Consider the following 18,556-nt stretch of genomic DNA (forward strand, 5'->3'; position numbering starts at 1 on the left):
GCTCACCGCGGGTCGAACGCCCCCTGCTGCCACTGCTCCACGAGCCACGGGCTGAACGCCCGGGGGACGGCGGCCAGGGCGGCGGCCAGATCGGCCGGCTCCACCCAGCACCACTCCGCGACCTCGTCCCGCTCCGGGGCGGGGTCGCCGTGCATCCGGGCCCGGAACACCGGGCAGATCTCGTGCTCCTCCATGCCGGAGGCGTCTGCGGCCCGGTAGCGGAAGTCGGGGAGCACCTCGACGACGTCGGACACCTCCACGCCCAGCTCCTGCGGGGCGCGGCGCAGCACGGCCTCCGCGGGGGACTCGCCGGGGCCGGGGTGCCCGCAGAACCCGTTGGTCCACACCCCGGGGAACGCCGCCTTGCCCAGCGCCCGGCGGGTGAGCAGGAACCGGTCGGCCTCGTCGTACACGTGACAGGAGAAGGCCAGGTGCAGGGGCGTGCCGCCGTCCTCGGTGCGGCGGTGGACCGTGGCCTTGGCCTCCGTGCCCACGGCCTCGCCCTCCGGGGACAGCAGGACCACGCGCTCGACGTCGTCGGGGCCTGCGACCGGGACGTCCGAGGCCGCCAACCACGGTCGGGCGACGGGGGAGGGGCGGTCGGGCGGGGAGGGCGTGGCCGGGGTCTGCATGCCTCTCAGTGTGGCAGGCGAGCCGGGCCACCCATCAGATGTGGGCCACGTCACCTCAGTCCGATCCCGACGGCCGGGCGTGGCTAGAGTGCTGAGGTCGGCGCCACACCCCGGCGCGTCCCACGTCACTCGAGGAGAGCACCCCCATGGCCTTCGCCGCCCTGTCCCGTTCCGCCCGTCTTGCCGGCGTGTCCGCTGCCGCGCTGCTGGCCCTCACCGCGTGCGGCGGTCAGGACTCGTCCGACGCCGACGCGTCCGCCTCGACGACGGCGCCCGCCTCCGCGTCCGCGCAGGGTGCGGAGTCGTCGTCCGCCTCGGCGTCGTCGCTGTCCGCGGCCCCGGCCGACTACGAGGCCGGCACGTGCTTCACCGCCCCGCTCGGCGCCCGTGACCTGTCCTCCTTCGAGACCACCGACTGCGAGGGCGCCCACACCGCGGAGTACCTCTGGGCCGTGCCGGCCGTGGCCGAGGGTGAGGAGGCCGACCCGGCCGCCGCCCAGACCTGCACCGCCCAGGCCCAGCGCCTGAGCGAGGAGAAGGAGGACCAGCTGAACGGGGCCGTCCTGACCTCCTCCGAGCTGGGCAACTACGGCACCGACGAGAAGCACTGCGTCGTGTACGGGGTCTCCGGTGAGTGGGAGGGTCAGATCGTGGACCCGGAGATCACCCTGGAGACGGCGTCCGCCGACGCCTGATCCCGCCGGCGGCCCCGTGCGTCGTGAGATCGCGCCGCCCGGGACCGCCGCGGATGGACGCGGGACCGGCGCGGCCCGTAGTGTCTTCTGCGTCCAGAAGTTAGACGGTCGAACAGATGCGGCGGTCGGTGCCGCGTCGTGTCCGCCACCGAGGAGGCGCCATGGGTGAAGCGAGGACGGGCGGCGAGGCCGCGCTCTCCGGGGTGACCGCCGAGCTGGACGCCGCGCTCCGGCATGCCGCGGCCCAGGCACCCGGATCCGCCGCCTTCGCCGAGCTGCTCGACTCGCTCCACGTCCATGTGGGCGCCGGCAAGCTCATCCGCCCCCGTCTCGTCGAGCTCGGCTGGCGCCTGGCGACCGCCGACCCGGTCCCTCCGTCCGGCCGCGCTGCCGTCGACCGACTCGGGGCCGCCTTCGAACTGCTGCACACCGCGCTGCTCGTCCACGACGACGTCATCGATCGGGACGTGCTGCGGCGCGGCCAGCCCGCCGTGCACGCCTCCGCCCGGCACCGCCTCGAGGCCCGCGGGGTGCCCGCCGCGGACGCCGCCCACGCCGGGGTCGCCGTCGCCCTCATCGCGGGGGACGTCCTGCTCACCCAGGCGTTCCGGCTCGCCGCCACCTGTGCCGCCGACACCGCCCGGGCCGCCGAGGCCGCCGCCGTCGTCTTCGACGCCGCCGCCGTGACTGCGGCCGGCGAGCTCGAGGACGTGCTCCTGGGGCTGTCCCGCCACACCGGTGAGGAGCCCGATCCCGACCGCATCCTCGCCATGCAACGGCTCAAGACGGCGCACTACACGGTCGGCGCGCCCCTGCGCGCCGGCGCCCTCCTGGCCGGGGCGGATCCCGACCTCGCCCGGGCGATGGGCGAGGCCGGCGCCGACCTCGGCGCCGCCTACCAGGTGATCGACGACGTCCTCGGCGTGTTCGGCGATCCCGGGGAGACCGGCAAGTCCGCCGACGGCGACCTGCGCGAGGGCAAGGCCACCGTGCTCACCGCCCACGGCCGCCGCATCCCCGCCGTCCGCGCCCTGCTCGACGCGGGCCCGGCCACCCCCGCGGACATCGAGGCCGCCCGCCGCGCCCTCGAGGCGGCCGGTGCCCGGGAGCACGCCCTCGACGTCGCCGCCGAGCTCACCGTCCGCGCCCGCGAGCGCATCGCGGCCCTGCCCCTGGACGAGACGGTCCGGGCGGAGTTCGCCGACGCCTGCCACGCCGTGCTGACCCGGAGGTCCTGAGATGGCCGCGCCCGCCCCGATCCCTGCCGCGCTGTACACGCGGACGGCCCACGCCGCAGCGGCCCAGGTGATCCGCCGTTACTCCACGTCCTTCTCCTGGGCCTGCCGCACCCTGCCCCGGCAGGCACGCCAGGACGTGGCGACGATCTACGCCATGGTCCGCGTCGCCGACGAGGTGGTCGACGGCGTCGCGGTGGCCGCCGGGCTCGACGAGGCCGGGGTCCGCGCCGCCCTGGACGACTATGAGCGGGCATGTGAGGCCGCGATGGCGTCGGGCTTCGCCACCGACCCGGTCCTGCACGCCTTCGCCGACGTGGCCCGTCGCCACGGCATCACCCCGGAGCTGACCCGTCCCTTCTTCGCCTCCATGCGCGCGGACCTGGGGATCCGCGAGCACGGCGCCGAATCCCTGGACGCCTACATCCACGGCTCGGCCGAGGTGGTGGGACTGATGTGCCTGCAGGTCTTCCTCTCCCTCCCCGGCACGCGGGCCCGGACCCCGGGCCAGCGGCAGGAGCTGCGCGCGCAGGCCTCCCGGCTGGGGGCGGCGTTCCAGAAGGTCAACTTCCTCAGGGACCTGGCCGCGGACCACCACGAGCTGGGCCGCACCTACCTGCCCGGTGCCGCACCGGGCGTGCTCACCGAGGCGCGCAAGGCCGAGCTCGTGGCCGAGGTCCGCGCCGACCTCGACGCCGCCCTTCCCGGCATCCGTGCCCTGGACCCCGGGGCCGGGCGCGCCGTGGCCCTGGCGCACGGACTGTTCGCGGCCCTGGTGGACCGGATCGAGGCGACCCCGGCGGCCGAGCTGGCCCACCGCCGTATCCGGGTGCCGGACCGCCAGAAGGCCCGGATCGCCGCCCGCGTCCTGGCACGGGGCCGCCGGGGAGGCCGCCGATGAGCGCCCGGGACACCGCTCCCGGCCCGCGCACCGTGGTGGTGGGCGGCGGGTTCGCCGGACTGGCCACGGCGGGCCTGCTGGCCCGTGACGGGCACCGGGTGACGCTGCTGGAGCGCGGCGCCGTCCTGGGCGGCCGTGCCGGACGCTGGTCCGAGGCGGGGTTCACCTTCGACACCGGGCCCTCCTGGTACCTGATGCCCGAGGTGATCGACCGCTGGTTCCGCCTCATGGGGACCTCCGCCGCGGAACGGCTGGACCTGCGCCGCCTGGACCCCGGCTACCGGGTGTACTTCGAGGAACACCTCCACGAGCCCCCCGTGGACGTGCGCACCGGCCACGCGGAGGCGCTGTTCGAGTCCCTCGAGCCCGGCGCCGGGCGCCGCCTGCGGGCCTACCTCGACTCCGCGTCCCGGATCTACGGGCTCGCCAAGGACCACTTCCTCTACACGGACTTCCGCCGGCCGGCCGCCCTGGCCCACCCGGACGTCCTGCGCGCCCTGCCGGCCCTCGGGCCCCAGCTGCTGGGGGGCCTGCGCTCCCACGTCGCGGCCCGCTTCCAGGACCCCCGGCTGCGCCAGATCCTGGGCTACCCGGCGGTCTTCCTCGGCACGTCCCCCGACCGTGCCCCCGCCATGTACCACCTGATGTCCCATCTGGACCTCGCCGACGGCGTGCAGTACCCCCTCGGCGGTTTCGCGGCCCTGGTGGACGCCATGGCGGAGGTCGTGCGCGAGGCCGGCGTGGAGATCCGCACCGGGGTCGAGGCGACCGCCGTCGAGGTGGTGGACCGTCCCGCCCCCGCCGGCCGCCTCGGACGCCTGGCCGCCCGCCTGCCCAGGCCGGGAGCAGCCCGCGGGGACGAGGGCCGACGTCGCCGCCCGGGCCGGGTGACCGGCGTCGCCTGGCGGTCCGACGACGGCGCCGCGGGACGCCTCGACGCCGATGTGGTGGTGGCCGCCGCGGACCTGCACCACGTGCAGACCCGTCTGCTGCCTCCCGGCCGGCGCGTCGCGGAGTCCACGTGGGACCGGCGCGACCCCGGCCCCTCCGGCGTGCTCGTGTGCGTGGGGGTGCGCGGATCCCTGCCCCAGCTGGCCCATCACACCCTGCTGTTCACGGCGGACTGGGAGGACAACTTCGGGCGCATCGAACGGGGAGAGGACCTCGCCGCGGACACGTCGATCTACGTCTCGCGCACCTCCGCCACGGACCCGGGCGTGGCCCCGGAGGGCGACGAGAACCTCTTCATCCTCGTCCCGGCCCCCGCCGAGCCGGGGTGGGGGCGCGGCGGCATCCGGGTCCGTGACGGCCAGGGCTGGCGGGTGGACCGCGCCGGGGACGCCCAGGTGGAGGCCGTGGCGGACCGGGCCCTCGACCAGCTGGCCCGCTGGGCCGGGATCCCGGACCTGGCCGAGCGCATCGTGGTGCGGCGCACCTACGGGCCCGGTGACTTCGCCGCGGACGTGCACGCCTGGCGGGGTTCGCTGCTGGGCCCCGGGCACACGCTGGCGCAGTCGGCCATGTTCCGTCCCTCGGTGCGGGACGCGGACGTGGCCGGCCTGATGTACGCGGGCTCCTCGGTGCGCCCGGGCATCGGGGTGCCCATGTGCCTGATCTCCGCCGAAGTGGTCCGGGACGAACTGCGCCACGACGCGCGCAGGGCCCGGCCCGCGGGCCCCGGGGGGAGCGGCGCATGATCCGCACCCTCTTCTGGGCGTCCCGGCCGGTCAGCTGGGTGAACACGGCGTACCCGTTCGCCGCCGCCGCGATCCTGACCGGGGGGCTGCCCGCGTGGCTGGTTGTCCTGGGCGTCGTGTTCTTCCTCGTGCCCTACAACCTGGCCATGTACGGCATCAATGACGTGTTCGACTTCCCCTCGGACCTGCGCAACCCCCGCAAGGGGGGCGTGGAGGGCTCCGTGCTGGGCGACCCCGGGGTGCGCCGCCGGGTGCTGGCGTGGTCGGTGCTGCTGCCCGTGCCGTTCGTGGCCGTGCTCGCGGGCTGGTCCGCCGTGCGGGGCGAGTGGGCCGCCGTGCTGGTGCTGGCGGTGAGCCTGTTCGCGGTGGTGGCGTACTCCTGGGCGGGGCTGCGGTTCAAGGAGCGGCCCTTCCTGGACGCGGCGACCTCCGCCACCCACTTCGTCTCCCCCGCGGTCTACGGCCTCGTGCTCGCCGGGGCGACCCCCACGCCCGGCCTGGCGGCGCTGCTGGGGGCGTTCTTCCTGTGGGGCATGGCCTCGCAGATGTTCGGGGCCGTGCAGGACGTGGTGCCGGACCGGGAGGGGGGCCTGGCCTCGGTGGCCACCGTGCTGGGCGCTCGGCGCACCGTCCTGCTCGCCGCCGGCCTGTACGCGGCGGCGGGCCTGCTGCTGCTGGCCACCGACCCGCCGGGCCCGCTCGCGGCGCTGCTGGCCGTGCCCTACGTGGTGAACACCCTGCGCTTCCGCCGCATCACGGACGCCACCTCGGGCGCGGCCCACCGCGGCTGGCAGCTGTTCCTCCCCCTGAACTACGTGACCGGCTTCCTCGTGACCCTGCTGCTGATCGGGTGGGCGCTGACCCGGGGGGCGGCGGCATGATCTACCTGCTGGCCCTGCTGGGTGTCATCGGCTGCATGCTGCTGGTGGACCGGCGCTTCGAGCTGTTCCTGTGGCATCGCCCGCTCCCGGCGCTGCTGGTGCTGGCCGCCGGGGTGGCCTACTTCTTCGCCTGGGACCTGTGGGGGATCGCCGAAGGCGTGTTCCTGCACCGGCAGTCGCCCTACATGACCGGGGTGATGCTCGCCCCCCAGCTGCCCCTGGAGGAGGGGTTCTTCCTGCTCTTCCTCAGCCAGATCACGATGGTGCTGTTCACCGGGGCGCTGCGCCTGCTGCGCGGCCGGCGAGGTGACGCCCGTGCCGCGACGGCGGCCGATCCGACCGACCGGGGGAGCCGGTGACCTTCCTCGACCTCGTCCTCGTCTTCGTGGGCTTGGCCCTGGCCGTGCTCGTGGGCGCCGCCCTCGTCGGCCGCGTGCGGGGCGGGCACCTGCGAGCCGTGGCGGCCACCCTGGTGGCCCTGTGGGCCCTCACGGCGGTCTTCGACAACGTGATGATCGCCGCGGGGCTCTTCGACTACGGCCATGAGCTGCTGGTGGGTGCCTACGTGGGCCAGGCGCCCGTCGAGGACTTCGCCTACCCGCTCGGCTCCGCCCTGCTGCTGCCGGCGCTCTGGCTGCTGCTGACGAGCCGTGGTCGTGCCGGTCGGCGCGGCCGGCGGCCGGGACGCCGCCCCCACCCGGGCGATCGCTGACATGCTGCCGCTGATCCCCGCAGACCTGTTGCGCGCGCTCGGCCTGATCCTCGTCCCGGTCGCGGCGGTGCACGCCGGATGGCCGTCCGCGGCGGCGATGCTGCTCGTGTTCGGCTCCCAGTGGCTCACCCGCTGGCTCGCCCCGGGCGGAGTCCTGGACTGGGCCGCGCAGGCGGTCCTGCTGCTGGCCGGGTGGCTGAGCGTCATCGGCCTCTACCCGCGGGTGCCGTCGCTGGACCTGCTCGTGCACGCCGCCGCCTCCGCCGTGGTCGCCTGTCTGACGGCACTGGTGGTGGGGGCATGGCTCCGGCGTCGGGGGACCGAGGCCGGGCAGGCCGTGGCGCTGCTCGGCCCGGGCCTGGCCGGGCTGGGGATCGCGGCCGCCGCCGTGGCCCTGGGCGTGGTGTGGGAGCTGGCCGAATGGTGGGGGCACACGGCGGTGACCCCCGAGATCGGTGTGGGCTACACGGACACCATCGGCGACCTCGCCGCCGATCTCGTCGGCGCCGGGATCGGCGCCGCCCTCGCCGTGCGCCGGGAGCGCACCCGGTGACCCCGGCCCGCCCCACGGTCTCCGTGGTCGTCCCGGTGCTCGACGACGCCGAGCACCTGCGCGTGTGCCTCGCCCTGCTGGCCTCCCAGAGCCGGCCGGCGCTGGAGGTGGTGGTGGACAACGGCTGCGTGGACGACTCGGCGGTGCTCGCCCGCGCCGCCGGCGCGCGGGTGGTGCACGAGCCGCGCCGCGGGGTCCCGGCCGCGGCGGCCGCCGGCCTGGACGCCGCGGTCGGGGAACTGCTGGTGCGCTGCGACGCCGACACGCGGATGCCCGCGGACTGGCTCGAACGGATCGTGGCTCGGTTCGACGCCGACCCCGGGCTCGACGCCCTCACCGGGCCGGGGACCTTCCACGACCAGCCCGGCCTCCGGGGACGGGTGCGGGCGGCGCTCTACACCGGCGCGTACCGCTGGGGGGCGGGCGCCGCGGTGGCGGCCACCCCCGTCTGGGGCTCCAACTGCGCCCTGCGCGCCGAGGCGTGGCAGGCTGTGCGGACCCGCGTCCACCGCGAACGCGGGGACGTGCACGATGACCTGGACCTGTCCTTCCAGCTGGCCCTGGCCGGCCGCCGGATCCGGTTCGATCCGGACCTGCGGGTGGAGGTCGCCGGGCGCATCTTCCACTCCCTGCGCCAGCGGGTGCGGCAGGGCCGGATGGCGGTCACCACCCTGCAGGTCAACTGGGCCCGGCTGTCCCCCGGGCGGCGGTGGCTGCGCCGGGCGGCCCGGTCACGCCCCCGGCCCCACTGGGGGCGTGGCCCCGACGGTCAGTCCCGCGACTGAGCGCCGCCGGCGCCGCGGGCTCGCCTGTCCAACGGGTTGCGACGCAGGGGCAGCCGGTCCACCAGCGGCCGCAGCAGGCCGCGGGTGCGGGGACGCTCGCCGCCGTCGTGCCGGCGCCTGGCCTCGGCCAGGATGTTCGCGGCCATCTCCGGGAACACCACGGCGTGGAAGGGCAGGATGGCGGTCCAGTAGGCGCGTCCGAGCAGGCCGTCCGGCATGAAGACCGCCCGCTGGCGGTAGACGGAGCCTCCGCCCTCCCGCGGCTCGGTGCTCAGCTGCAGCCAGGCCCGCCCGCCGGCCTTCATCTCCGCCCGCAGGGTCAGCCGCCGCCCCGGCTCCACGTCCTCCACCCGCCACCAGTCCACGGCGTCGCCGCGTCGCAGGTGGTTCGGGTCCCGCCGGCCGCGGGTCAGGCCGGGCCCGCCGGCCAACTTGTCCATCAGCCCGCGGATCTTCCACAGCAGCGGGGTCGAATACCAACCGTTGGCGCCGCCCACCGACTCGATCACCGGCCACACCTCCTGCGCGGGCAGGTCGGACTCGCGCTCGCGCTCGTCCGTGTAGACCGTGGTGCCGGCCCACTCGGGATCCGAGGGCAGGGGGGCGGCCGGGTCCGCGGAGCTCTGGAGGTCCGCGTCGAAGGTGACGTCCAGGGGGCCCTCCTTCTCCCGCTTCAGCGCCAGCCGCACGGCGTCCATGTAGGAGGTCAGCCCGCCCGGCGGGTCCGGGATGAGGTCGCGGACCGAGCGGTCCTCCACGACCGCCTCCTCGGCGAGGGATGCGGCCAGGGGCAGGGCCACCGCGACCGGGATGGGGGTCACCATGCCGATCCAGAAGCCCGCCAGGGTCTTCAAGGGCAACGGGGTGGGGATCACGATGCGCCGGGACAGGCCGGCGGCCTTGGCGTAGTCCACCAGCACGCTCGCGAACGGCTGGGGGTGCCCGTTGCCGATCTGGGCCCGCAGCTGCACGGGCTCCGGGAGGGCGCAGGCCTGCAGGAGGTAGTACAGGACGTCGCGGATGGCCAGCGGCTCCACCCGGTTCCTCAGCCAGGACGGGCCGGGCATCACGGGCAGCCGCTCGGCGAGGTGGCGGATCATCTCGAACGAGGTGGAGCCCGAGCCGATGATCACCCCGGCCTCGAACGTCAGTGCCGGGGTCGCCGCCCGCTCGAGACGCTCGGCCACGAGGGCGCGGGAGCGCATGTGGTCGGACAGCTCCGCGACGGGGACCGTGTCCGGGTGCAGGCCGGAGAGATAGACGAGCTGGGCCACGCCGGCCGTGTCCGCGGCGGTGCCCACGATGTCCGCGATCCGCTGCTCCTGGGCCACGAAGTCGCCGCCCCCGCCCATGGAGTGCACGAGGTAGAGCACGGTGTGCACGTCCTGCATGGCGGCTTCGACGAGGTCCGCCTCGGTGAGGTCGAGCTCCACCGCCTCGATGCTGTCCGACCACGGTCGGTCCGCGAGGTCGGAGGGGTTCCGGGCGCCGGCCCGGACGTCGAAGCCGGCGGCGAGCAGCTCGGGGATGAGGCGCCCGCCCACGTAACCGGTGGCACCGGTGACGAGGACGCGACGGCCCCGGCCGTCCGGCAGGGACAGGCCGAGGGGGGAGGTGTGGGACGCCGGCGTGGCACCGGCGGGGACGGGGGAGGGCTGTGTGGACGCCATGGGCGCACTCTAGGGTCCGGGGCGGGTCGGGCTGAAGGTCTCAGGTGTGCGGACCCGGGGCCCGTGAGTGGGCACGCCGCCGGACCTGCGTCGGTCGGAGCGGGCCCGGCACGGTCCGTGAAAGACTGCTCGCTATGGCCACTGCAGATTCCGGAGACGTCCTGCCGCACCTGCGCACCGAGGCCATCCGCGCCGTCGTCGGGCCCACCAGTGCGGACCGCGGCTTCGCCGTGGCCGCGTCGGGTGCCGTGGGGCGCCTGCGCTATGACGCCGCCACCGGCCGTCTGAGCGCCTCCGTCCAGGGCACCGCGCCCAGCCCCTACCGGGTGCAGGTGCAGCTGCAGGAGGCCTACGACGACGCCGCCGAGGACGGCGCCGGCGCCCTCATGGAGCCGGTGGGCGGGCGCTGCACGTGCCCGGTCGGGACGGACTGCAAGCACGTGGCCGCCGCGCTCTACCAGGTGGTCCGCCTCGACGCCGACCAGGCCCTCGACGACGCCCGCCGCAAGCTCGCCGAGATGGTCACCACGGCGGACGCGCTGCCCGCGCCCGCCGGCCGGGGCCACGACGGCGGCGGCCCGGCCGGCCTCGACGCCCCGGCCGCGGACGGGGCGGCGCCCCCACCCGCTGCCGGCCTGGACTGGCGACGGGTCATGGAGCCGCTGGCCGGGCTCGACGGTCCGCGCCGGCTGGGCACGCCGCCCGCGCTGGCGATCGGCGTGGAGCTCGTGGCCGAGTCCTCCCGCAACGCGTTCCAGCAGTGGGGCCCGGCGACGGCCGGGGAGGAGCAGGTGCGCGAGGGCCGCCCGCTGTACGTGACCGTGCGCCCGCTCAAGCGCGGGGCCAAGGGGACGTGGATCAAGGGCGGGCTGACGTGGAAGGCGTTCCAGTTCCCGCGCGCCGAGTTCGCCCCCGCCCAGGAGCGGGCGATGCGCCTGATCTGGCGTCAGGTCCAGGCCGAGGACTCCTACCCGGGCGACGCCTGGTTCGGTCTGCACGTCTTCGACTCCCCGCGGATCTGGCAGCTGCTCGCGGAGGCCCGCGAGGTCGGGGTGGAGCTCGTGCCGCTGGGGCTGCTGACGGACGTGGTGCTGGAGGCGCCCGCCGCCGTCGGGCTGGACGTCACCGGCGCCCCCGACGGCGGCCTGGACGTGGCCCCGGCCCTCGACCCGGCCCCGCCCGTCCCCGGGCTGAGCGGTGTGCACGCCGTGGGCGGCATCGGCTTCTACCGCGTGGAGCTCACGGACGAGGAGGCCGTGCTCCACCTGATCCCCGCCGCACGCCCCGTCCCCGAGGCCGTGCAGCAGCTCGTGCTCGCCGGCGGGCCCGTGCGCGTGCCCGCCGCGGACCGCGAGGAGTTCCTCGGCCGGATCTACCCGCGGCTGCGTGGCGCCCTGCCCGTGACCAGCGGCGACGCCTCCGTGGAGCTGCCCGAGTTCGAGCCGCCCGTGCTGCGGCTGCGCGCCGACTTCCGACCCGGCCACGAGCTCGTGCTGCGCTGGTCCTGGCTCTACTTCGACCCGCCCCGCGAACTCGGCCTCGACGCCGGCGGCGACCCCCTGCGGGACACCCGGCACGAGGACGCGGTGCTGCGCGCCGTGGCCGAGCTCTGGCCGCGCGCCGGCCGTGCGGAGGAGCAGGTCCTCGAGGGCGTGGGCGCCGCCCGGTTCTCCGAGCAGGTGCTGCCGCTGCTGCAGCGCGCGGACCACGTGCGCGTGGACGTCACCGGCGACCGCCCCGACTACCGCGAGCTGAAGGCCGCCCCGCGCATCGAGGTCGGCACGAAGGCCACGCAGAACGACTGGTTCGACCTCGGCGTGCAGGTCTCCGTGGACGGGCACGTGCTGCCGTTCGTGGAGCTGTTCACCGCGCTCGTGCAGGGCAGGACCACGCTGATCCTCGCGGACGGCTCCTACCTGGGCCTCGACCACCCCGCCTTCGACCGGTTGCGCGCCCTGCTCTCCGAGGCCGCCACCCTGCAGGAGTGGACCCCGGAGCACACCCCCGTCTCACGGCACCAGGTCGGCTTCTGGGAGGACCTCAAGGAGCTCGCGGACGAGGTGGACGAGGACCCGGAGTGGACCGCCGCCGTCGGGCGTCTGGCCGCCGTCGAGCGCCTCCCCGAGGCCCCGCGCCCCGCCGGCCTGAAGGCCGACCTGCGCCCCTACCAGGAGGAGGGCCTGCGCTGGCTCGCGTTCCTGTGGGAGCAGGACCTCGGCGGGATCCTGGCCGACGACATGGGCCTGGGCAAGACCGTCCAGACCCTCGCGCTCTTCGCCCACGCGCGCCAGGCCCGGCCCGAGCGGCCGCCGTTCCTCGTGGTCGCGCCGAGCTCCGTGGTGTCCGTGTGGGCGGCCGAGGCCGAGAAGTTCACCCCGGACCTCGACGTGCGCGTCCTGGACACCACCACCCGCAAGCGCGGCACCGCCGTGGCGGACGAGGTGGCGGGGGCGGACGTGGTGGTCACCAGCTACACGCTCCTGAGGATCGACGCCGGCCAGTACGGCGGACTCGACTGGGGCGGGGTGGTCTTCGACGAGGCACAGTTCCTGAAGAACCGCGCCGCGAAGGTGCACACGGTGGCCCGCGACCTGCGCGCCCCCTTCCGGCTGGCCATCACCGGCACGCCGATGGAGAACTCCCTCAGCGACCTGTGGGCGCTGCTGGGCGTCGTCGTGCCGGGCCTGTTCCCGAGCCACCGCCGGTTCCGCGAGACCTACGTGACCCCCATCGAGACCGGGGGGGACCCCGAGCGGATGGCGGCCCTGCGCCGCCGCGTGCGCCCGTTCATGCTGCGCCGCTCCAAGGAGCTCGTGGCGAAGGACCTGCCGTCCAAGCAGGAGCAGATCCTCCAGGTGGAGCTCGAGCCGGCCCACCGCAAGCTCTACGACCGCGTGCTCCAGCGCGAGCGCCGCAAGGTGTTGGGCCTGCTCGGGGACATGGACGGCAACCGGTTCACCATCTTCACGTCGCTCACGCTGCTGCGGATGCTCGCGCTGGCGCCGCAGATCGTCGACGACCAGTACGCCTCCGTGCCCAGCTCGAAGCTCGAGCGGTTCCTCGACGACCTCACCGAGGTGATCGGCGAGGGGCACCGCGTGATCGTGTTCAGCCAGTTCACGAGCTTCCTGCGGGTGATCGCCGAGGAGCTGGACCACCTGGAGATCGAGCACGCGTACCTCGACGGCTCCACGCGCGGGCGCGCCGAGGTGATCCGTGGCTTCCGTGAGGGCGAGGCGCCGGTGTTCCTGATCTCCCTGAAGGCGGGTGGCTTCGGCCTGACCCTGACCGAGGCGGACTACGTGTTCCTCATGGATCCGTGGTGGAACCCCGCCGCGGAGGCGCAGGCCGTGGACCGGGCGCACCGGATCGGGCAGGAGCGGACCGTGATGGTCTACCGGCTCGTGTCCGAGGGGACGATCGAGGAGAAGGTGCTCGAGCTGCAGCGGCGCAAGGCCGAGCTGTTCGGCGCGCTCATGGACGAGTCCGACGACTCCGGCGCCGGCGCCTTCACCGACTCCCTCACCGCCGAGGACATCCGGGAGATGCTCGGCGCCGAGGAGTGAGGGCCGCGCGAGGCGTACCGGACGTTTTCGTTCGGGAAACGGCGGCGTGTCGCGACGTTTTCGTTCGGGAAACGGCGGCCCGCCCGCCCGTTTCGTCAACGAAAGTCGTCCCCGGGGCGCCGTTTCCCGAACGAAAGCGGGGGGTAGCCTCGGGCCATGCGTCGCCCGTCCCGTTCCAGCACCGCCGACCCCGCCAGCACCGCCGCCCCTGCCCCCACCGCCACCCCCGCCTTCGCGCCGTCCGCCCGGTCTCAGGTGCCACCGTTCACGGTGATGAGCATCCTCGGCCGGGTCGCCGAACTCCGTGCCGCCGGCCACGACGTCGTCAGCCTGTGCGCGGGGGAGCCGGGCGGGGGCGCCCCGCCCGCCGTCGACGCCGCGGCCGCCGCCGTCCACGCCTCCGGCCGTGCCCTCACCTACACCCCGGCGCTGGGCCTGCCGGAGCTGCGGGCCGCCGTCGCCGGCCACTACCGCCGCTGGTACGGGCTCGACGTGCGCCCCGAGCAGGTCGCGATCACCACGGGCTCCTCGGGGGCGTTCATGCTCGGCTTCCTCGCGGCGTTCCCCCCGGGGGACCGCGTGCTCCTGCCGCGCCCCGGCTATCCGGCGTACCGCAACATCCTCACGGCGCTCGGGGTGGAGGTGGTGGACGTGGACGTCGACGCCGGCACCCGCTACCAGCCCACGGTCGCCCACCTGGAGGCGGCGCTCGCGGAGGGCCCGGTCGCGGGGCTCGTGCTCGCCTCCCCGGCCAATCCCACGGGCACGATGGTCAGCGCCGCCGAGCTCGCCGAACTCGCCCGCTGGTGCGAGGAACGCGGTGTGCGGCTCGTCTCGGACGAGATCTACCACGGCATCGTGCACACGGACGGGGAGGGGCTCGGCGCCTGCGCATGGCGCACCTCCCGCACCGCGCTCGTGGTCAGCTCGTTCTCCAAGTACTGGGGCATGCCCGGCTGGCGGCTGGGCTGGATGCTCATGCCGGACGACCTCGCCGCCGCGGTCGACGGCCTCGCCGGCTCGGTCGCCCTCTGCCCGCCCGCCGCGGCCCAGGAGGCGGCCGTCCACGCGTTCAGCGAGGAGTCCTACGCGTTCTGTGCCGAGCAGGCCGGCGGCTTCACGGCGACGCGCGGCGTCGTGCTGGCCGCCCTGCCCCGGCTCGGCTGGGCCGACGCCGCCCCCGCCGACGGCGCCTTCTACCTCTGGGCCCGTCTCGCCCCGGGCATGCTGGCGGAGTTCGGCAGCGCCGTCGGCTACTGCGCCGCCCTGCTGGAGGAGGCCGGCGTCGCGCTGACCCCCGGCGACGACTTCGACGCCGTCCACGGGCCCGAGTCCGTCCGGCTCTCCTTCGCCGCCGGCCCGGACGCCGTCCACGAGGCGCTCGAGCGGATCGCCGCCTGGCATGCGGCGCGCGGCCTGGCCTGACGGGCTCCGCCGCGCGCCGCACCGCCCGACGCCTCAGCCGCCCAGCCGGTAGTGGCGCCCGAGCGGCGTGCCGTTGACGGCCCGGTCGCCGCGTCGAGGGCGTCACGTGCCGGTTCCCGCGACGGGGGCGCGCCGTCGGCGCCGCCGAGATGCCGGGGCGGGGTCCACCGCAGTATTGCGAACCATCCGCAACAGTTCTTATTGTGAATCAGTCGCATCTTCTCGCCCTCGTGAAAGGCTCCCCGTGTCCCACTTCGCCCCGCAGCGCCGTTCCACGCGCACCGCCACCTTCTCCGCCACCCTCGCCGCCGCGGCCATCGCCCTGACGGCGTGCGGCGCGGACGCCGACCCGTCCGGCCCGACGTCGGCACCCGCCTCCGCCGCGGGCGGCGCCCAGTCGCCGGCGGGTGAGGCGACGGCGGCCTCCTCCGTCTCCGCGGAGGACCGCGTCGACCCGACCCAGACCACCGAGGTCTCCGCGGTGACGCCGCGCATCCTGCTCTCGCACGAGGACGGGCTCACGCTGCTCGACGCCGAGTCCGGTGAGGTGGTGAAGGAGCAGGACATCACGGGCTTCACGCGGCTGAGCAACGCCGGCAACGGCAAGGACGTCCTGGTGACCACCGGGAAGGGCTGGGAGGTGTTCTCCACCGGCATCCAGGCCAAGGCCCACGGCGATCACGTCCACAACTACGAGTCCGCGCCCGGCATGACCGGCGTAACGTTCCCGGGTGAGCATCCCGGCCACGTCGTCACCCACAACGGCAAGACCACCCTCTTCGCGGACGGCACGGGCGCGATCCGGACCTTCGACTCGACCCACCTGGACAAGGCGACCCCGGACCTCATGCCCGTCATGACGGAGGCCGAGACCGAGGACCCGCACCACGGCGTGGCGCTCGAGCTCTCCGACGGCACCCTCTTCACCACGCAGGGCACCGAGGACTCCCGGAACACGCTCCAGGTGATCGACCCGAAGACCGGCGAGGTCACGGCCGAGACCGACGACTGCCCCGGCAGCCACGGCGAGGCCGCGGCCCAGCCGACGGAGGCGGGCGACGTCGTCGTGATGGGCTGCGAGAACGGGCCCGTCGTGTACCGGGACGGCGAGTTCCACAAGGTGGAGGTCGAGACCGAGTACCAGCGCTCCGGGAACCTGTTCGGGTTGCATGACTCACCCATCGTCCTGGGTGATCACAAGGTCGAGGAGGAGCCGAAGGAAGCCGTCGAGCGGCCCACGGGGATCGCCCTCATCGACACCCGCACCGATGAGCTCACCACCGTGGACCTCGGCTCGTCCTACTGGTTCCGCTCGCTCGGCCGCGCTGAGGACGGCTCCGCGGTCGTGCTGACCTACGACGGCGAGGTCACCGTGATCGACGAGGAGACCGGTGAGGTCACCGCCGAGTACCCGGTGATCGAGCCGTGGAAGGAGAAGGACGAGTGGCAGGAGCCCGGTCCGATCCTGAAGGTCGCCGGGAACACCGCCTACGTGATGGACGCGGAGAACCGGAGGCTCGTGGCCGTGGACCTGGAGACCGGTGAGACCGTCCTGGAGAAGGACCTGGAGTTCGCCCCGGTCGAGATGGCCGTGGTCACCGGCCAGCCGGAGTCCGTGAAGCCCGAGGAGGGCGCGCACGGTGACGAGGACCACGACGACCACGACCACTGATCGGGCCGGACATGGCGGCGGGGGTCAGCGCCGCGCGGCCGTGGCCCCCGCCGGAACCGGGTCCGACGCATCGGCGGGGTGTCCGAGGCGCGGGGCGGACGGCTGGAGCGCGAACACGAGCAGCGTGAGCGGGCCGACGAACGGTACCAGCCCGAGGAACAGCCACGCGCGGCTGAAGCCCGCATCGTGGAGGCGCCGGGCGAGCAGGGCGAGCGAGGGGAGCGCGTGCGTGATCCCCACCAGGAGGACGGCCGCGTCGCGGAGGGACAGGTCCGGCGAGCCGAGGACGAACACGTCCAGGGCGGTGGACACGAAGTGAACGACGGCCTGCAGGAGCCATAGGTAGAGCGCCGCGAGCCAGAAGTCGGCGCGGGAGGCGCGCCCGCTGAACTGCACGTAGCCGGCGTAGTAGCGGCGGATGGCCTGGAGCATGTTCATGGTCCGGCCCTCAGTCCTGCCGCGGGGACGCCAGCAGCCCCTGTGCCGCGACGATCACGAGCATCGCAGCCCCCGCTGCGGTCGCCCCCGCGGGCCCGGCCACGGGATCGCCGAGAGCCGCGAGTACGGCACCGGCGAGCCCCAGCACGGCCATCGCCCCGCCGATCCACCAGAACACCGGGGCCTGGAATGCCCGAGCGAACGGGAGGAAGTGGCCACCCACCACGGCGGCCACCAGGGCGATCTGGGCCGTCGGTGCGTCGAGTCCGAAAGCCACCAGGCGGGTCACGGGGAGGAGCGCCAGCATTGTGACGACGGCGATCCCGTAGACGCGCCGCGGGCGGGCGTCGGCACGGTGGGCAGCATCCGCCGGCGCAGCAGCACCACCACCAGGGTGAAGCTGATGAGCGAGACCGCGACGCCCCGCAGCGTGCCCTGGTGCTCTGGCGGCAGCCCCGCGATCCCGCCGAACAGGAAGGCGCCGCCGCCGACCACCCCGATCAGCCCGCCCGACACCACCGGGTGCCGGAGGTGGCCGATCCCGCGGACGGGCGGGTCGTCGTCGAAGTGGGCCGGCCGCATGGGGCGGGCCGTGGTCGTGTCCGTCATGGTTCCCCCTCGCATCACGTGTGACATGCGTCATCCTGCCATGACGGGTGGACGGGTCAGGCCCCCTGTGGACAGGCCTCGATGATCATCAACGGGTGCTCCGCCGCGTCGAATGGGCGGCCGTGCCAGTCGCTCCAGACGCGGTCCACGCCCTCGTCCGAGTACTCGGTGCGCCATCGGTGCACGACGACGCCGTCCGCGTCCGGCGTGCTCGTGGCCTCGGACTCGAGTAGGGCGACCGGCCGCCGTCGTCCGTTCCGTGGGCTCCTGCTGCCAGTCCTGGTCGATCAGGTGCATCGCCACGTTCCCGCTCATGATCACCAGGTCCGCCGACGCCGGCTCGATCAGCTCCGCGGTGCCCCGCCGCCACTCGACGCGGTCCCCGCCGGCGCGCGCCCGGGCGACGCGCAGCATGGCCTCGGCCGGGTCCGGATGCATGGACGGCACCGTATCGTGCAGATGACCGCAGCCCCCACCACGAAGACGCAGAAGCGCCTGGCCGGCTGGGTCCAGGGCGTGTCTTCTCACTGGGCACGCACCCATGGCGGCAGTTCAGTGCGTCATGCCTCGTGGCCGTGGCTGCTGTAGACCACGATCGGCGCCCCACTGGGATCACGCGTGCTCTTCCACACGGTCATGCCGATTCGTTCGGCCACGCGACGGGAAGCCGTGTTGTCGGGGTTGATGATCGCGGTGACCAGCGTTGCGTCCAGGGTCTCGAACCCGTATCGCAGGCAGGCAGAGGCCCCCTCGGTTGCCAGTCCCTGTCCCTGGTGTTCGGGCAGGACGTGGTAGCCGACCTCGAGGACCTCTTGGCCGTCGACGTTCTGCCAGGTCAGGCCGCAGTCACCGATGAAGTCGCCGGTGGTCCAGTGTTCGATGACCCACAGGCCGAACCCATGCGTGGCGTAGTTGTCCTTCGACCAGTTGATCCACCGCCGCACCTCATTGCGCGACTTGGCTCGCGGGTAGTAGCGCATGACCTCCGCGTCTCCGAGGAGCCTGAACATGTCGTCGAGGTCAGCGTCGGTCATGCACCGGAACGTGAGTCGATCGGTGGGTTGCGGGATCACCCGACGACCTTA

18 protein-coding genes are annotated in these 18,556 nt (G+C 74.5%); 12 read left to right on the plus strand and 6 right to left on the minus strand.

Annotated elements, in window-relative coordinates:
* Positions 1 to 2: 2 nt before the first annotated feature.
* Positions 3 to 632 (minus strand): isopentenyl-diphosphate Delta-isomerase, encoded by a 630-nt coding sequence (gene idi, locus ACUW6W_RS08535; protein WP_036384334.1) that lies wholly within the window; start codon positions 630 to 632, stop codon positions 3 to 5.
* A 146-nt stretch (positions 633 to 778) separates the two neighbouring features.
* On the opposite strand from idi, the gene ACUW6W_RS08540 reads away from it, so the two are divergent.
* The 9 genes from ACUW6W_RS08540 (at position 779) to crtX (ending at position 8,091) form a co-directional block, all read left to right on the plus strand.
* Positions 779 to 1,327 carry a hypothetical protein gene (locus ACUW6W_RS08540; RefSeq protein ID WP_036384338.1) on the plus strand — a complete coding sequence of 183 codons (549 nt, stop codon included), beginning with the start codon at positions 779 to 781 and terminating at the stop codon, positions 1,325 to 1,327.
* Positions 1,328 to 1,488: 161 nt separating this feature from the next.
* On the plus strand, positions 1,489 to 2,565 hold the full coding sequence (locus ACUW6W_RS08545) for a polyprenyl synthetase family protein (RefSeq protein WP_010079993.1): 1,077 nt from the start codon (positions 1,489 to 1,491) through the stop codon (positions 2,563 to 2,565).
* A 1-nt stretch (position 2,566) separates the two neighbouring features.
* Positions 2,567 to 3,463, plus strand: coding sequence for a phytoene/squalene synthase family protein (locus tag ACUW6W_RS08550; RefSeq protein WP_036384340.1), 897 nt, complete (start codon positions 2,567 to 2,569; stop codon positions 3,461 to 3,463).
* The gene (gene crtI / locus ACUW6W_RS08555; protein ID WP_230282774.1) at positions 3,460 to 5,160 is read left to right on the plus strand and encodes a phytoene desaturase family protein; all 1,701 of its coding nucleotides are present in this window, start codon (positions 3,460 to 3,462) and stop codon (positions 5,158 to 5,160) included. Before ACUW6W_RS08550 ends, crtI begins: the two co-directional genes overlap by 4 nt.
* On the plus strand, positions 5,157 to 6,041 hold the full coding sequence (locus tag ACUW6W_RS08560; protein WP_454180122.1) for a prenyltransferase: 885 nt from the start codon (positions 5,157 to 5,159) through the stop codon (positions 6,039 to 6,041). Before crtI ends, ACUW6W_RS08560 begins: the two co-directional genes overlap by 4 nt.
* Entirely contained in the window at positions 6,011 to 6,400 is a 390-nt protein-coding gene (gene crtYg / locus ACUW6W_RS08565) for a C50 carotenoid gamma-cyclase subunit alpha CrtYg (RefSeq protein ID WP_010079997.1), read from the plus strand. The genes ACUW6W_RS08560 and crtYg overlap by 31 nt, the downstream gene beginning before the upstream one ends.
* Positions 6,397 to 6,753: a C50 carotenoid gamma-cyclase subunit beta CrtYh gene (crtYh, locus tag ACUW6W_RS08570; protein ID WP_454180123.1), complete on the plus strand. Its 357-nt coding sequence runs from the start codon at positions 6,397 to 6,399 to the stop codon at positions 6,751 to 6,753. Before crtYg ends, crtYh begins: the two co-directional genes overlap by 4 nt.
* Entirely contained in the window at positions 6,698 to 7,306 is a 609-nt protein-coding gene (locus ACUW6W_RS08575) for a hypothetical protein (RefSeq protein ID WP_087113872.1), read from the plus strand. Before crtYh ends, ACUW6W_RS08575 begins: the two co-directional genes overlap by 56 nt.
* Positions 7,303 to 8,091, plus strand: coding sequence for a C50 carotenoid glucosyltransferase CrtX (gene crtX / locus ACUW6W_RS08580; RefSeq protein ID WP_454180124.1), 789 nt, complete (start codon positions 7,303 to 7,305; stop codon positions 8,089 to 8,091). Before ACUW6W_RS08575 ends, crtX begins: the two co-directional genes overlap by 4 nt.
* Here crtX and ACUW6W_RS08585 read toward each other — a convergent pair.
* Complete coding sequence (locus tag ACUW6W_RS08585; protein ID WP_044659278.1) at positions 8,076 to 9,761, minus strand: SDR family oxidoreductase; 1,686 nt, start codon at positions 9,759 to 9,761, stop codon at positions 8,076 to 8,078. The genes crtX and ACUW6W_RS08585 overlap by 16 nt on opposite strands.
* A gap of 134 nt (positions 9,762 to 9,895) precedes the next feature.
* On the opposite strand from ACUW6W_RS08585, the gene ACUW6W_RS08590 reads away from it, so the two are divergent.
* The 3 genes from ACUW6W_RS08590 to ACUW6W_RS08600 all read left to right on the plus strand — a co-directional run bounded on the left by ACUW6W_RS08590 (position 9,896) and on the right by ACUW6W_RS08600 (position 16,424).
* Positions 9,896 to 13,327, plus strand: a complete 3,432-nt coding sequence (locus ACUW6W_RS08590; protein WP_036384356.1) for a DEAD/DEAH box helicase — start codon at positions 9,896 to 9,898, stop codon at positions 13,325 to 13,327.
* Between the two features lie 156 nt (positions 13,328 to 13,483).
* Positions 13,484 to 14,752: an aminotransferase class I/II-fold pyridoxal phosphate-dependent enzyme gene (locus ACUW6W_RS08595; RefSeq protein ID WP_041103388.1), complete on the plus strand. Its 1,269-nt coding sequence runs from the start codon at positions 13,484 to 13,486 to the stop codon at positions 14,750 to 14,752.
* A 244-nt stretch (positions 14,753 to 14,996) separates the two neighbouring features.
* Positions 14,997 to 16,424 carry an outer membrane protein assembly factor BamB family protein gene (locus ACUW6W_RS08600; RefSeq protein ID WP_454180125.1) on the plus strand — a complete coding sequence of 476 codons (1,428 nt, stop codon included), beginning with the start codon at positions 14,997 to 14,999 and terminating at the stop codon, positions 16,422 to 16,424.
* A 24-nt stretch (positions 16,425 to 16,448) separates the two neighbouring features.
* On the opposite strand, the gene ACUW6W_RS08605 is transcribed toward ACUW6W_RS08600, so the two are convergent.
* The 4 genes from ACUW6W_RS08605 to ACUW6W_RS08620 all read right to left on the minus strand — a co-directional run bounded on the left by ACUW6W_RS08605 (position 16,449) and on the right by ACUW6W_RS08620 (position 18,544).
* On the minus strand, positions 16,449 to 16,862 hold the full coding sequence (locus ACUW6W_RS08605; RefSeq protein WP_036381342.1) for a DUF805 domain-containing protein: 414 nt from the start codon (positions 16,860 to 16,862) through the stop codon (positions 16,449 to 16,451).
* A 10-nt stretch (positions 16,863 to 16,872) separates the two neighbouring features.
* Positions 16,873 to 17,151, minus strand: a complete 279-nt coding sequence (locus ACUW6W_RS08610; RefSeq protein ID WP_230594461.1) for a DUF7010 family protein — start codon at positions 17,149 to 17,151, stop codon at positions 16,873 to 16,875.
* The gene (locus ACUW6W_RS08615; protein WP_036381347.1) at positions 17,148 to 17,471 is read right to left on the minus strand and encodes a hypothetical protein; all 324 of its coding nucleotides are present in this window, start codon (positions 17,469 to 17,471) and stop codon (positions 17,148 to 17,150) included. The genes ACUW6W_RS08610 and ACUW6W_RS08615 overlap by 4 nt, the downstream gene beginning before the upstream one ends.
* A gap of 560 nt (positions 17,472 to 18,031) precedes the next feature.
* On the minus strand, positions 18,032 to 18,544 hold the full coding sequence (locus ACUW6W_RS08620; protein ID WP_036381349.1) for a GNAT family N-acetyltransferase: 513 nt from the start codon (positions 18,542 to 18,544) through the stop codon (positions 18,032 to 18,034).
* Between the last annotated feature and the right edge of the window lie 12 nt (positions 18,545 to 18,556).

This window comes from Micrococcus sp. 093350064-1 (genome assembly GCF_053627955.1).